The following is a 15,046-nucleotide window of genomic DNA, read 5'->3' as shown; positions in this document are numbered from 1 at the left end:
AAATAAGAATTTATGTTATTTTAATTTGTCTTTTCTTGATTTTCTTTAATTTTTTGACGATTAACTAACAAATTATTTAAATTAACAACAATTGAAACTAATAACGCAATAATTAAACTTAAGACAATTAAATATAAAATATAATATTCTGGTTTCCGAAAATCTTGAAAAAAATATGGAACATAATAATTTTTGGCAGGAGTACTATAATTTCATAACTTTTCATCAATCGGAGTTAACAATAATACTATTTGTCGTAAAGCAATAAAAATTGTGTAGAAAATGGGATGAAGATAAAACTTGTATAACTTTCGTGCATAAAAATCACGATGATTAATTATTTTTTTTCAAACCTAAAACAAAAATAAATAATAAAAATAATTGGACAAAGTCAATGTTGAACAACAGTACTAATCCAATAAATTGTAATATTATTCCAACTTGCGGTAAAAGTTTGTCTTGTAATTGCACCAATCACACTACCGATTGTAAAAAACAAAAAAGTTAACAACGCTGCAAAAACAATATATAACACAAAAAGATGGTTTGTCACAAAATGACAATATTTTTGCTTGCTAAAATAAATTAAACCACCTAACGCAAATAACAAAATTAATAAATCCGTTTGAACACTCCATCAACTAATAAAATATTATGAGTAACTTAACCAATTTAATTGATAATGAAATAAACTATAAAAATAAGTTAACGCTAAAATAATAATTTCCAAACTAAAAAGAAGACTACAATAAATTAAATTTTTAATCTGTATTTGTTTTGACATATTACTCCTTGTGATGATGATATTTATTATACAAGATATTTTTACTAATTTGATATTTGCTAGCAACAAAATCAATTGCTTGTCTAACTCGATAATTTTTATTTTTAATTAATTGATCAATTTCATTAATTAAAACTTCATCAGCAACGATGCTTTTTGGTTCACAAGTAAATCCATCAACAACAATTACATATTCACCAAAAGCAACATTTTCTTCTTCTGCTAAAAATGTTAAAACTTCTTGGCAAGAACCACGATATCATTGTTCATGAATTTTTGTAAGTTCCTTCCCCACTGCAATTTGACGATCACCCAGCACCGTAAAAATTAGTTTTAATGTTTCTAACAGACGGTGTGGTGCTTCATAAAAAATAACTGGGTATGGTAGCTGTGCAATTTGTGCTAATTCATTAGTTTTCTTTGTTTTAGTTTTATCTAAAAAACCAAAAAATAAAAAGTGTTTTGGATTAAGACCTGAGCTAACAATCGCATTTAAAGCAGCATTTGCTCCACTAATTGGCACAACATCATAAGGATACTCCGCTAAAATTTTATGAACAGCATAATAACCCGGATCACTAATTAACGGATAACCAGCATCACTAATAATAGCAATCGATAAATTAGCTGTTAAATCATTAATCATTTCTGTAAACCGTTCAATTTCATTTTCTTTATTTAATGAAACTAATTTTTTCTTTAGATTAAAATAATTTAACAATTTTAAAGTATTACGAGTATCCTCACAATAAATTTTTTGAACATTATTTTTAATAACATCAATCGCTCGTGGTGTCATTTCTTGTAAGTTCCCAATTGGTGTTGCAATTAAATAAACTTTGGGCTGATTACTTTTAAAACTATATTGTTTAATTTTATTTGCCATTATAAAGACTCATTAGTTTATCAAAACTATCACCTTGAACCAAATATTGGGAAATAATTTGAGAAACTCTTTCTAGAAGGTCATTATTAATAATTGCTAACTGATCAGCGCTAAATTTTCCTAAAACCCAGTTGCGAAGCGGGATTTGATCATGCTTACCAATTCCTAACTTAATACGCAAAAAAATTTCACTACCTAACTTGTGAATTAAATCTTTAATACCATTATGCCCCGCACTTGAACCATTCTTTTTTAATTTTATAACATTAAAGGCAAGATCTTTATCATCATAAATAACAATGATATCTTCTAACGTTAATTTATAAAATTGTTTAATTAATAAAACGGCATCACCACTTAAATTCATAAAAGTTTGCGGTTGACAAAAAAGAACTTTTTCATTGTTAATTGCTGTTTCTCAAACAAAAGCATTAAAAACATTACGAGGTTTTGTTAAATTAAACTTAACAACTAGTTTATCAATTGCTAAAAATCCGATATTATGTCTTGTATAACTATATTCACAACCCGGATTACCCAAACCCACAATTAACTTCATAATTTCGCTCCTCTTTATTTAAACACCCGTTGATAAATTTTATCAACATTACGTAAAAAATAATTAATATCAAATAACTGGTCTAGTTCTGATAATGTTAAATATTTTGCAACATCATTTTTAATCAAGACTTTTTTAAAATCAATTTGTTGTTGTTGTTGTGTAAGTAAGGTGCATTTTTGAATAAAATCATAAACTTCTTCCCGCGAATAATTAGTTTTTTTCAAAATTTTTGTTAAAACAACTTGGCTAAAATAAAGATTATTCGCTTGTTGTAAATGTTCATTAATCTTAATTGGATTAACAACTAAATCTTCAAGAACAATAATCATTCGTTTTAACAAATAAACAACTAACTGATATGTGTCAGGAATAATAATTCGTTCATTACTACTGTGTGAAATATCACGTTCATGTCATAATAAATTGTTTTCAAAAGCAACATTCATATTGCTACGAATTAAACGAGCTAATCCTGAAATATTTTCCGCACTAATTGGATTTTTTTTATGGGGCATTGAAGATGACCCTTTTTGGGTTTTACTAAAGCCTTCGGCAATTTCGCTAACTTCTGAACGTTGAAAGTGGCGAAACTCTAAAGCCATTTTTTCTAATAAACTAGCAATTTGCCCAAAACTAGTGAACAACGCAACATGATAATCACGGGAAGTAACTTGAGTTGTAATTGGATCAATTTGTAATCCTAATTGTTGTGCAACATATTCTTCGACCGACATTTCAACATGAGCAAAATTACCGACTGAACCAGAAATTTTTACAACTTCAATCCCTTGTGCTGCTGCATTAAAACGAATGATGTTTCGTTCTAATTCTGCATACCAAAGTAAAAATTTTAATCCTAATGAAGTTGGTTCAGCAAACATCCCATGGGTACGCCCCATAATTAGTTGCTTTTTATATAAGAGGGCTAACGATTTTAAAACTGTTTGCAACTGGTGCAAGGATTTTTTAACAACTTCATTTGAAACTTTAATTAAATAATTTTGACTAGTGTCAACAACATCAGTTGATGTTAAACCATAATGAATTCATTTCTTTTCTGGTCCTAATGTTTCAGACAACATGCGGGTAAAAGCAACAACATCATGTTTTGTTTCAACTTCTAATTCTAACATTCGTGATAAATTTACTGTTAAATGTTCTTTAATTTTTTTAATATCGCCAGGAGGAATTAAGCCAATTTTAGCTCAACCTTCACAAACTAATAGCTCTACTTTTGCTCAAGTATTATATTTATTTTCATCACTTCAAATTGCTTCCAACTCTGAAACAGCATAACGATTAATCATTAGAAAATTCCCTCATTCATTAAAATGGTTTGTTCACGATCAGGACCAACCGAAAATAAACTAATTGGTACTCCAACAATTTCCTCTAATTTCATTAAATATTGTTGAGCATTATGTGGTAGTTCTTCAAATGACGTCACTTTACTAATATCCTCTTCTCACCCTGGCATTGTAATTAAGATTGGTTTACATGCTTCATATTCTTTAATTGTACTTGGAACATAATCAATTTGTTGACCCTCATATTCATATCCAACACAAATTTTCAATTCCTTAATTGATGATAAAACATCTAACAACATTATTGCCATACTAGTATAACCACTAATTCGTAATGAATGTTTCATTAAAACACCATCGAACCACCCGATTCGCCGCGCGCGACCAGAAACAGTGCCATACTCGCGTCCTACTTCGCGAATATATTGTTCTGTTTCGCCGAAAATTTCTGATGGAAACGGACCAGTTCCAACTCGCGTATTATAAGCTTTGACAATTCCAATAACATTATTAATATAACGCGGGGCAATTCCAACCCCAACCGGAATTGATGCAGCTGTTGGATTAGAAGATGTCACAAAAGGATAGGTTCCGTGGTCTAAATCCAGCATTACTCCTTGGGCTCCTTCAAATAAGACTTTCTTATGGGCATGAATCGCATTATCAACTAAAATTGAAATATCAGTTACCATTGTTTTAATTTGTTGGAATAAATCTAAATATTCTTTTCAAATTAATTTTGGTTCAAATCCTTCACTATTAAAAATCTTTGTTAAAATTTCATTTTTAAATTTCAAATTATTTTCTAATTTTTGTAAAAATCCAGCTTCATCAAACAAATCACCTAAACGAATCCCAATTCGTTCGGCCTTATCCTGATAACAAGGTCCAATTCCTTTTTTTGTTGTTCCAATTGAATCTTTTTGGCGATATTCTTCTTGCAATTCATCAATTTTCATATGATATGGAAAAATTAAATGTGCTCGATCACTAATCCGTAGATTGCTACAATCAAACCCATTTTCTTGTAAATAATTAATTTCACTAACTAATTTTCGTAAGTTAACAACACAACCATTCCCAATTACATTAATTGAATTTTTATTAAAAACACCCGAAGGAACAATACTTAACTTATATTTTGTTCCCTTAATCACAATTGTGTGCCCAGCATTATCGCCACCCGCTCAGCGCACAATAACATCAGCTTTTTGGGCAAAATAATCGGTAATTTTACCTTTTCCTTCATCCCCTCATTGACTACCAACAACCGCTAATGTTCGATAATTTGTACCACTCATAACTTATTCCCAACCTTTCTATATTTTAATCTTAATATAATTTTCAATGATTTTACATTTTTTCTCTTTATTTAGTCTTAATTACCGCTTGGATAAAACCATTAAATAATGGGTTTGGTTTGTTTGGCCGTGAAGTAAACTCAGGATGATATTGCGCAGCAATATAAAACGGATGATCACGTAATTCAATAATTTCAACCAAGTTTTTTGTCTCATAAAGGCCACTAAAAACTAATCCTGCTTGTTCTAATTGTTGACGATAATCATTATTAACCTCATAACGATGACGATGACGTTCTAATACTTCATCTTTACCATATAATTGATGAGCTAATGTATTTGGAACTAAAGTTGTTTTATAATTTCCTAATCGTAACGTTCCACCAATATCTTCTGTTTTATCTTTGCCACGAATCAGATCAATAACAGCATTATTTGTTTTAACTAGTTCAGAAGAATTTGCATCCTCAATATGACAAACATTACGAGCAAATTCAATCACTGCTGCTTGCATTCCAAAACAAATTCCTAATAACGGAATCTTATTTTCACGGGCAAACTGACAAGCCAAAATTTTCCCCTCAAAACCTCGTTTACCAAAACCACCAGGAACTAAAATTCCCTTTGCATTTTGAAATAACTGTTGATAATTATCGACAGTAACATCTTCAGCTTTAATTCAATCAATTTTAATTTGAACACTATTTTCATAACCAGCAATCCGTAATGATTCACTAACAGATAGATAAGCATCTGGTAACTCAATATATTTTCCGACCAACTTAATTTCAATTGTTGTTTGTGAATATTCAATTTTTTCAACAAATCGCTTTCATTCCGTAATATCTGTTTTTGTAATGTTTAAATTTAACAAATTACTAATCACTTGCTGCGCATTCTGCTGATACATTTTCATTGGTACTTCATAAATACTCGCAGCATCAGTTGCAACAAGAACATTACTTTTTTCAATATTACAAAATAAAGCAATCTTTTCAATTAAACTATCATCTAATAATTGTTCTGCGCGAGCAACAACAATGTCGGGTTGAATTCCTAATGATAATAATTCTCGCACTGAATGTTGCGTTGGTTTTGTTTTTGATTCCTTTGAAGCAGCAATATACGGAACTAATGAAACGTGCATATATATCACATTTTCACGACCTTGTTCCATTCGGACTTGGCGAATTGCTTCAATAAAAGGTAATGATTCAATATCACCAACAGTACCACCAATTTCAGTAATAATAATATCAGCTTTTGATGTTTCTGCGGCATGATATACCTTCTTTTTAATTTCATTAGTAACATATGGCACCACTTGGACTGTTCCGCCATCATATTCACCACGACGTTCCTTTTCAATTACATTTTTATAAATTTGTCCTGAAGTAATATTTGATTCTTTTGTTAAGTTTTCATCAATAAAACGTTCATAGTGTCCTAAATCTAAATCAGTTTCTGCACCATCAGCTGTAACAAAAACTTCCCCATGTTGATAGGGGCTCATTGTTCCTGGGTCAACATTTAAATATGGATCAAATTTTTGCATAAAAACATTTAATCCACTTGCTTTTAATAAGACACCGATTGAAGAAGCAGTAATTCCTTTCCCCAGACCGCTTACAACTCCTCCCGTTACAAAAATATATTTTGCCATCGTATTTTCATCCTTTCATCCCCAAATAAAAAGAGTTTAGAAATTAACAGGGTTGTCAGTTCTAACACTCTTCAATCTTGGTATTAATTATTTTCTTCCATTTCATTTTCAAGAGCTTTTCAGTCAATTTCTTCTGTAATGCCCAATTTAGCTGCTACTGTCTCATCGTCATCATCAACAGAATAATCATTCGTCAACTCATCATCCTCAACTTCAATTTTGACAAAATCATCCTCTTCATTATCATCTTCATCTAAAGTATCATCAAAATCAAGAGTGTCAATCAATGATTCCTCTTCTTCATCTTCTTCCTCTTCATCTAAATCAATATCTTCAAATTCTTCTGTTGTTTCAAATTGATCAGTATAATCATATTGTTTTTTAATATCATCATATTTTAAAAATTCACGCAACCCTCACATACCTTCACTTGTTAAGACAAAACGATTATCTAAAACTAAATCAGTATATAATTCCGCAATAACGTCTTCCTTACTTGTTCCGTGTACTATTACAGCACTTTGTGAAGCAATCTCATTTCAAATATTTTCAAAAGTATCACTTCCACCTTTTTTCTTTAAACATGAATACACTAACTCTAATAATTCTACACTATCGTTCATTAATTTAAACCTTTCTTACTAACTACTTTCATATCTTTCACCAATTGAAAACCAAATTGTTGTTGCAGTTTCTTTGTTATTATTTTTAAATGCCAAGACTTCTGACACTTCCATAATGCATTTTATACCATCAGGAGTATCAATATAAATTGGTTTTGTATCACTATCATATAATTTAACTGGTTTTAGGTTATATTCAACCATAAAATAATTATAATGGTTTTTATTAATTTCTTCTAAATTTCTTTTATCATTATTTACTTTTCGTAAAAACTGACGATTTGTTAACATTTTAATTAAAGTAACTAAAATTTCATCATTTTCCTGCTCTAACATTTTTAAATAAGTAAATAAAGTGTAATCATCTAATAAACAATACTCTTCTGCTTTCATCATTTTACCATCAAATAATGGCCTTAATAATGTTACAATATCTTTATTTTTAAAAGGATATTTTTCATGGTACAAATCACATAAACGCTTAAACATCATTTTAAAAGTTAAATCAAAACCAATGCTTAATGGGTGTAAATAAATTTGTTTATACATATGATAACGACCAATTAGAAAGGATTCAATTGCATACTGAACTTTTAACGGAAAAATGATTTTTTTATCTTTAATAAACAAGTGCCGAATAATTCATTGCGTATCAACATGACTATAACCAACACCACTTGTTTGGCCATCACGCAATAAGTAATCCATCCGATCAGCGTCTAATTGCGATGAAACTAATGATGATAAAACACTATCCCGATGTTTTCCTTCAATAATCATACATAATTCATTAATTTCATCTGAACTAAATTCTTCAATTAAAATCTTATTAATATTTGATGTTGGACTTTTGATTAATAATGTTGAATAACTTTCGTGGTTAATATTACTATTCGTAATTTTATTAATCATTTCAAAAGTATGCGAAAAAGGACCATGCCCAATATCATGCAATAATCCTGCTAATTTAACCAATAATTGTTCATGTTTACTATACATTTCTTGAAAACTTGGTGTTTCTAACATTTTACTAACCAAATGATAAACACCAATACAATGTGAAAAACGCGTATGCGACGCACTTGGAAAAACATATTGTCCCCCTGCTAACTGACTAATGCGACGTAACCGCTGAAATTCTGGAGTATTAATTAATTTGACAGCAATTTCTTCAATAATTTCAATATCACCATGAACACTATCCCGGATTGTTAAGGGTAATTTCATCATCTTTATTGTAATTTTGTAATATTACTAATTACTTGTTCCTTTCCTAATAAATAAATAACCTTTGCTAGTTCTGGTCCGTGTTCTTGATGAGAAGTAAAAATTCGAATTGGCATAAATAGATTCTTTCCTTTCATTTTATACTGATCACCCATCTTTGTAATTAGGTCTTTAATATTTGTTTCTGTTCAATCTGATAACTCATGTAACTGTGTTTTAAAAGTTGCAATCATTGTCTCATAACCACTTAATTCTGTTAACATTCCCCTTGTTGCTAGTGCTAACTGCGCAACTGGTTCAAAGAAAGGTTTTGCTAATGTAACAATTTCCGCACCATATTGAAGTTCTTTTTTATAAATTAATAATAACATATTTACTCATTCTGGGGTTTTTTTTGTTAAATCAAATGCTTGCGCTAAAAAAGGTCGAACAAAAGCAAGATAATCTTCATCGCTAAGTTGTTTAAGATAATAATTATTCATTCAAGTTAATTTTTTAACATCAAACATACTTGGCGATTTACTAAATCGTTTTTCATCAAATAACTTAATTAATTCATCATGAGAAAAAATTTCTGCTGTTCCCAATGGTGATCATCCTAATAAACTAATAAAATTAAAAATTGCCGTTGGTAAATAACCTAAGGTACGATACTGACTAATAAACTGCACTAAATGACTATCACGTTTTGATAGTTTTTTATGTTGTTCATTAACAATTAAAGTTAAATGCGCAAAAATTGGTGGTGTTACATTAAAAGCTTGGTAAATCATTAATTGTTTAGGGGTATTAGAAATATGTTCTTCACCGCGAACAACATGACTAATTGCCATTAACATATCATCAATTACTACTGCAAAATTATAAGTTGGAATCCCGTTTGATTTTAAAATAACTCAATCCCCAAGGTCTTTTGATTCAAAATGAACCGAACCACGAACTAAATCATCAAAATCATAATTTGTGTTATCGGGAACAAAAAAGCGCAAATTATATGGCGTATTATTTGCTAATTTTGTTGCAACTTCAGTTGCTGATAATTTTCAGCATTTTCGATTATAACGTGGAGCAAGGCGTCCTGCCGCTAATTGCGCTTCACGATCTTGTTCTAATTCAGTTGGGGTGCAGAAACAATAATATGCTTTTTTCATATCTAATAACTCTTGAGCATATTTTTGATACAAATCTAACCGTTCTAACTGGCGATATGGCCCATAAGCTCCTGGTCGATCAATTGTTTCATCTGGTTCAATTCCTAATCAGCGTAAATTATCTAATTGTGATGCAATTGCTCCATCAACATTACGTTCTGTATCAGTGTCTTCAATCCGTAAAACAAAAATACCTTGATAATGTTTCGCAAATAAATAATTAAATAAAGCTGTTCTTGTATTCCCAATATGTAAAAATCCCGTTGGACTTGGTGCATAACGTAATCTAATCTTTTGACTCATTTTAGTTCCTCATTCTAACTTCTAACAATTGTCTTTTTTAACTAGCAGCAATGTTGTATAACTTTGAATAATGTTAGTAAAGTTTTTTTCTGCTGTTGTTGCTTTAATATTAATATTTTCATCTTCTAATTGTAATAATTGTTTTAAATTCATCTTAATTGCTGTTTTATATTCTTTTAATTTTGGCGCATCAACAATAATCGTTGTATCAATATTAACAATTTGATAATTTTGCTTAGCCATTAAAGTTAGTGCTTGCTTTAAAATTACTTGTGAATTAATATTTTTGTTTGTTTCATCAAACCAATCACCTAAATCGCCAAGTCCTAAGGCTCCAATAATTGCTTCACTAATTGTGTGTAACAAGATATCACCATCCGAAACAGCTTCAACTTGATGTTGACAGGGAATAAAAATTCCTCCCAAAAGTAATCCTGTTCCTGCTTTTAAATTATGTAAATCATAACTATTACCAATCCGCATTATTATTCTCCTTAAACATTAAATTTGAAAAAGCAAATATCACCATCTTGCATGATATAACTTTTTCCTTCACTCCGTAGACGACCATTTTCTTTTACCGCTTTTTCACTACCGTATTTGATTAAATCAGCATATGAATATATTTCGGCACGAATAAAACCACGTTCAAAATTAGAGTGAATAAGACCCGCACACATTGGTGCTGTTGAACCCTTCTTAAAAGTTCAGGCACGAACTTCTTGTTTTCCCGCCGTAAAAAATGTTTGTAATCCTAATAAGGCATATGATTTTTTAATTAATTGATTTAACCCTGTTTCTTTAATACCATAATCTTCCATTAACAAAGCACGATCAGTTACATCTAACACCGATAATTCTTCTTCAATTTTGGCACAAATAACAACAACTTCAATCCCATTTTGTTTGCCATATGCCTTTACGTTTTCAACATAAACATTATCTCGTTGACTCAAATCATCTTCAGCGACATTAGCAACATAAATAAATGGTTTAATTGTTAATAAATTAAAACTTTTTACAGCTCTTAATTCATCTTCTGATAACACAAGATCTTTTAATAACTTGTTTTGTTCTAATGTTGCTGCTAACTTTAATAACAACTCATATTCAAGCACATCATCTTTTTGTTTTAGGGTTTGCGCTTTTTTCGCCACTTTATCAATTCGTTTCTGAATTTGTTCTTGATCAGAAATAATTAGTTCCAAATTAATAATTTCAATATCACGAATTGGGTCAACTGTTCCTTCAACATGTGTAATATCTTTATTATCAAAACAACGAACAACCATACAAATTGCATCCGTTTCGCGAATATTTTGTAAAAAAGCATTGCCTAAGCCTTCTCCTTTACTAGCGCCAGCAATTAATCCGGCAATATCATAAAATTCAAATGTACTAAGAATTGCTTTATTTGGTTCACAAAGATTAATTAAAGTATCCATGCGTTCATCAGGAACTTCAACTGTTCCAACATTAGGATTAATTGTTGCAAACGGATAGTTTGCTGCTTCAACTTGTGAATTTGTAATTGCGTTAAATAAAGTTGATTTACCAACATTTGGTAAACCAACAATCCCCATTTTTAATGCCATCTTTTTTCTTCCTTACTATCAACTAATCATCTGTTAAACCTAATAATTCTAAAATTCGGTTTAAATCTTTTAATCCATGGTAACTAATAACAACATTATCAGCATCAATAACGACCTTTGTTCCTAATTTTCGCATAATTTTATTTTCTAAAAATTCATTAACAGTTCGTTTCCCCGAATCTTTTTTATTAGTTTCTTGAACTTTACTTGGTTTTGTCCCATAAGTTTTAACTAATTCTTCAACTTGGCGCGCATTTAAATTAAGACTGACAATTTTATCAACAACCTTTTTAAATTCACTCTTATCAATGTGAAGACTAATTAACGGTTTCACTTGTCCCATCGTAACTTTATTTTCTAATAATAATTTCTGAACATCAGCTGGTAAAGTTAATAAACGTAAGGTATTTGTAATATGACTCCGTGATTTTCCAATTCGTTTTGCTAATTCATCTTGGGTTAAGTCTAGTAACGCAATTAATTCCTTATATGCATTTGCTTCTTCAATCGTATTTAAATCAACCCGTTGGATGTTTTCAACCAATGCCACTTCTTTCATTTGTTGATCATTAAAATCAACAATGATTGCTGGAATTTTTGTTAACCCTGCTAATTTAGCAGCGCGACTACGACGTTCTCCCGCCACTAAATAATAACCACTACTTGTTTTTTTAACAATTATTGGTTGAATTAAACCATATGCTTTAATTGATTGTGCTAATTCTGCCAACTCTTCGTCATTAAAAGTTTTTCGTGGCTGATGTGGGTTTGGAAAAATTTCTGTTAGCATAATTTCATTTGCTGTTGCTTTTAATTCATCGCTACTTTCAATTTCTTTAATTACATCGTTAATTCCTTCACCAAAAATTTTATCCAATCCCTTTGAACTTAATCGACTCTTATTGTTTGCCATTATTTGCCAACACCTCTCTCGTTAATTCTTCATACGCAATTGCCCCGGCGCCACCTTTATCATAATCAAAAATACTTAATCCATGTGAGGGTGATTCACTAATTTTAATATTACGGGGAATATGCGTTCGATATACTTTTTCATTAAAATATTTTTTAACTTCTGCCATTACTTCAAATGATAGTTTTGTTCGTGAATCAAACATTGTCAGAACAATCCCTTCAATGGTTAAATTTTTATTAAACATTTTTTGTACAAAGCGAATTGAAGTTAACAATTGGGCTAAACCTTCTAATGCATAATATTCCGCTTGAATTGGAATTAAAACTGAATCAGCACAAGCTAACGCGTTTCGATTAATTAATCCTAATGACGGTGGACAATCAATTAAAATAAAATCATATTTATCACGAATCGGTTTAATCCGGTCAAGTAACAGACTTTGATTATCATCTAATCTTTCCATTAAATAAATATCTGCTCCCGCTAACGAAATTGTTGCTGGTGCTAAATCAACATTATTGATAACGCCTGGGATAATAATATTTTTTAACGGCACTTGGCCAACCAAAACATCATACATACTCATCCCATCATGAATTTCATCTTTATTAACCCCCGTTCCTGTTGTCGCATTTCCCTGGGGATCAATATCAACTAATAAAACTTTTTTCCCAGTTCGCGCTAAGCCCGCCGCTAAATTAATTGAAGTTGTTGTTTTTCCAACCCCACCTTTTTGGTTTGTGATTGCAATAATTTTCCCCATAATTTTCCTCTCTTTGCTCTGTAACTAATAATTTTATATACTACTATTATATAACACTTTACCCAATTGGGAATTTTTTTATTTGATTAAAACTGCGTGGATATGGTTTTACTGTTGGTGCGGTTTTAATAAAATAACAAATATTACGTTCTCCTAATGGAAGAATATTTTCATATTGTGTCTGTTCTAACTTTAAATTTAAGGCCTTTAATGTTGCTTGTGCTGTTGCTAATTCGTTAACAATATTAGGTCCTTTATAACAAATAATTTTCCCCTGAACTTTAACCATTCGCACAACTAATTCTAACAACATTCCTAAATTAGCAACAGCTCGTGAGACAACATAATCAAACTGTTCAGAATGTTGTCAACTGTAATTTTCTGCACGAGCATGAACAATTTCAACATCCTTTAACTGTAACTTGGTAATTAACCGTTGCAAAAACAAACAACGTTTTTCTAATGCTTCAATAATCGTTAATTTAATTGTTGGACAAAATATTTTCAGAATAATCCCCGGAAATCCAACGCCACTCCCAACATCAACAACTTTTACTTTATCACCAAACGTATAATTTTTTAACACTAATGCTGAATCTAGAAAATGTTTAATATAAACATCCTCACGACTAACAAGGGTTGTTAAATTCATTACTTTGTTTTGCTCAACCAAATATTGATAATATTGTTCTAATTGTTCTTCTTGCTGTTTGTTAATAACAAGCTCAGAAAAATAATCATTAATTAGTTTGATCATCATAACCCCTCATAACTTTTAATTGCGTTAACATTATAACAAGATATTTGTTAATATATAAATAGATAATAAAAATTATTCAAAAGGAGAGTTAAAAATGACGAAAAAAGCGTTAATTGTTGTTGATTATCAAAATGACTTTGTTAATCCAAAAGGAGCATTATATGTTTCTGGAGCAGAAAAACTTCATCATCAAATTGTAAAGTTAATTAAAACGTTTCAAAATAATAAAGATTTAGTTGTTGCCACAAAAGATTTTCATCCCAAAGATCACTGTTCATTTAAAAAGTGACCACCACATTGTCTTGCCAATAATTGAGGAAGCAAACTTTATCAATTACCAGAAAGTTATTTTAATAAAATTATTTTAAAAGGAACAGCACAAGACATTGACAGTTATAGTGCCTTTTTCAATGATGATCAAATTTCGAACGGTTTACATAAATTCTTACAAGAACAAAATGTGACAGACCTTGTCCTGGTTGGTGTTGCCTTAGATGTTTGTGTTTCTGCAACTTTAACTGATGCTATTAAATTAAATTACCATGGTTATCTTGACCTAACATGTAGTGTTGGCCTTAACCCCCACATTACCTTTTAAAAAAACTATTATCTTAATAAATAATAGTTTTTTTAAAAATCATCATCGTCAAAATCAATGTTTTTTACCCGCATAATGGTTTCACCGTTTGGCAATTGACCAATCCGCCCGCTGCTACTGCCCCTTCATTTAACTTGATAATAAATAATTCCTTGAGCGTGTAGTAATTTTAACAACTCAATCCAATTGTATAATTGATCGCGATACATTCAACGCTTTTCGCTATGAGATTCAATTAAATTACGATTATAAAAACTGTGTGGATGTGATCACATTCGAATTTGCCGCATTGTGTTTTCACGTTTTGACACAATTTCAAGATTTTCAGCACGATTATCGCGGGGATTACCATTAATATGATCAATCGTCATATTTGGTTGTACTTGGCCAATAAATAATTCAACAACTAATTTATGCAGCGGTTTTGTTTTTGTTTTTCCTTCTTCACGACGACGAACTAAAAAATAATTTGTATTTTTTGGTTTTTTTAGTTCCTTAACTTTCTTTGTCATATTGTTACGAATACGACCCATATTACTAATCTCAAGATAAGGAAAATCAGGATGAATTTTTCAAATTTCTGTGTTTTTTGTTTTGTACATTTTTA

At 30.4% G+C, this 15,046-nt stretch carries 16 protein-coding genes; 1 reads left to right on the top strand and 15 read right to left on the bottom strand.

Annotated elements, in window-relative coordinates:
* Positions 1-20 precede the first annotated feature (20 nt).
* The 14 genes from AACK91_RS06250 to rsmG form a co-directional block, all read right to left on the bottom strand.
* Positions 21-242 (bottom strand): hypothetical protein, encoded by a 222-nt coding sequence (locus AACK91_RS06250; RefSeq protein ID WP_168226815.1) that lies wholly within the window; start codon positions 240-242, stop codon positions 21-23.
* A gap of 543 nt (positions 243-785) precedes the next feature.
* Entirely contained in the window at positions 786-1,670 is an 885-nt protein-coding gene (gene rsmI, locus AACK91_RS06245) for a 16S rRNA (cytidine(1402)-2'-O)-methyltransferase (protein WP_338965242.1), read from the bottom strand.
* Complete coding sequence (gene pth, locus AACK91_RS06240) at positions 1,660-2,229, bottom strand: aminoacyl-tRNA hydrolase (protein ID WP_338965241.1); 570 nt, start codon at positions 2,227-2,229, stop codon at positions 1,660-1,662. The genes rsmI and pth overlap by 11 nt, the downstream gene beginning before the upstream one ends.
* Before the next feature lie 14 nt (positions 2,230-2,243).
* On the bottom strand, positions 2,244-3,539 hold the full coding sequence (purB, locus tag AACK91_RS06235) for an adenylosuccinate lyase (RefSeq protein ID WP_338965239.1): 1,296 nt from the start codon (positions 3,537-3,539) through the stop codon (positions 2,244-2,246).
* Positions 3,539-4,840: an adenylosuccinate synthase gene (locus AACK91_RS06230; protein WP_338965237.1), complete on the bottom strand. Its 1,302-nt coding sequence runs from the start codon at positions 4,838-4,840 to the stop codon at positions 3,539-3,541. The genes purB and AACK91_RS06230 overlap by 1 nt, the downstream gene beginning before the upstream one ends.
* 67 nt (positions 4,841-4,907) lie before the next feature.
* Positions 4,908-6,503, bottom strand: a complete 1,596-nt coding sequence (locus AACK91_RS06225) for a CTP synthase (protein ID WP_338965234.1) — start codon at positions 6,501-6,503, stop codon at positions 4,908-4,910.
* Positions 6,504-6,586: 83 nt separating this feature from the next.
* Positions 6,587-7,096 (bottom strand): DNA-directed RNA polymerase subunit delta, encoded by a 510-nt coding sequence (gene rpoE / locus AACK91_RS06220; protein WP_338965232.1) that lies wholly within the window; start codon positions 7,094-7,096, stop codon positions 6,587-6,589.
* 48 nt (positions 7,097-7,144) lie between these two features.
* Positions 7,145-8,356 carry an HD domain-containing protein gene (locus tag AACK91_RS06215; protein ID WP_338965229.1) on the bottom strand — a complete coding sequence of 404 codons (1,212 nt, stop codon included), beginning with the start codon at positions 8,354-8,356 and terminating at the stop codon, positions 7,145-7,147.
* Between the two features lie 2 nt (positions 8,357-8,358).
* Positions 8,359-9,807: a glutamate--tRNA ligase gene (gene gltX, locus AACK91_RS06210; protein ID WP_338965227.1), complete on the bottom strand. Its 1,449-nt coding sequence runs from the start codon at positions 9,805-9,807 to the stop codon at positions 8,359-8,361.
* A gap of 21 nt (positions 9,808-9,828) precedes the next feature.
* A complete protein-coding gene (ispF, locus tag AACK91_RS06205; RefSeq protein WP_338965225.1) occupies positions 9,829-10,290 on the bottom strand; it encodes a 2-C-methyl-D-erythritol 2,4-cyclodiphosphate synthase in 462 nt (153 codons plus the stop codon).
* Between the two features lie 11 nt (positions 10,291-10,301).
* On the bottom strand, positions 10,302-11,402 hold the full coding sequence (ychF, locus tag AACK91_RS06200) for a redox-regulated ATPase YchF (protein ID WP_338965223.1): 1,101 nt from the start codon (positions 11,400-11,402) through the stop codon (positions 10,302-10,304).
* Positions 11,403-11,424: 22 nt separating this feature from the next.
* Positions 11,425-12,315, bottom strand: coding sequence for a ParB/RepB/Spo0J family partition protein (locus tag AACK91_RS06195; protein ID WP_338965220.1), 891 nt, complete (start codon positions 12,313-12,315; stop codon positions 11,425-11,427).
* Complete coding sequence (locus AACK91_RS06190; protein ID WP_338965217.1) at positions 12,302-13,081, bottom strand: AAA family ATPase; 780 nt, start codon at positions 13,079-13,081, stop codon at positions 12,302-12,304. The genes AACK91_RS06195 and AACK91_RS06190 overlap by 14 nt, the downstream gene beginning before the upstream one ends.
* A gap of 58 nt (positions 13,082-13,139) precedes the next feature.
* A complete protein-coding gene (gene rsmG / locus AACK91_RS06185; RefSeq protein WP_338965215.1) occupies positions 13,140-13,841 on the bottom strand; it encodes a 16S rRNA (guanine(527)-N(7))-methyltransferase RsmG in 702 nt (233 codons plus the stop codon).
* A 94-nt stretch (positions 13,842-13,935) separates the two neighbouring features.
* Between rsmG and AACK91_RS06180 the strand changes: the two genes are divergently transcribed.
* The gene (locus AACK91_RS06180; protein ID WP_338965212.1) at positions 13,936-14,439 is read left to right on the top strand and encodes an isochorismatase family protein; all 504 of its coding nucleotides are present in this window, start codon (positions 13,936-13,938) and stop codon (positions 14,437-14,439) included.
* A gap of 32 nt (positions 14,440-14,471) precedes the next feature.
* Here AACK91_RS06180 and AACK91_RS06175 read toward each other — a convergent pair whose 3' ends face one another.
* A complete protein-coding gene (locus tag AACK91_RS06175) occupies positions 14,472-15,041 on the bottom strand; it encodes an HNH endonuclease signature motif containing protein (protein ID WP_338965210.1) in 570 nt (189 codons plus the stop codon).
* Positions 15,042-15,046: the final 5 nt, after the last annotated feature.

It is taken from the genome of Spiroplasma endosymbiont of Sarcophaga carnaria (assembly GCF_964019595.1).
GTDB lineage: Bacteria > Bacillota_I > Bacilli_A > Mycoplasmatales > Mycoplasmataceae > Spiroplasma > Spiroplasma poulsonii.
Note: the sequence above shows the minus strand (reverse complement) of the source record. Positions and strands in the feature narration are given on the sequence as shown.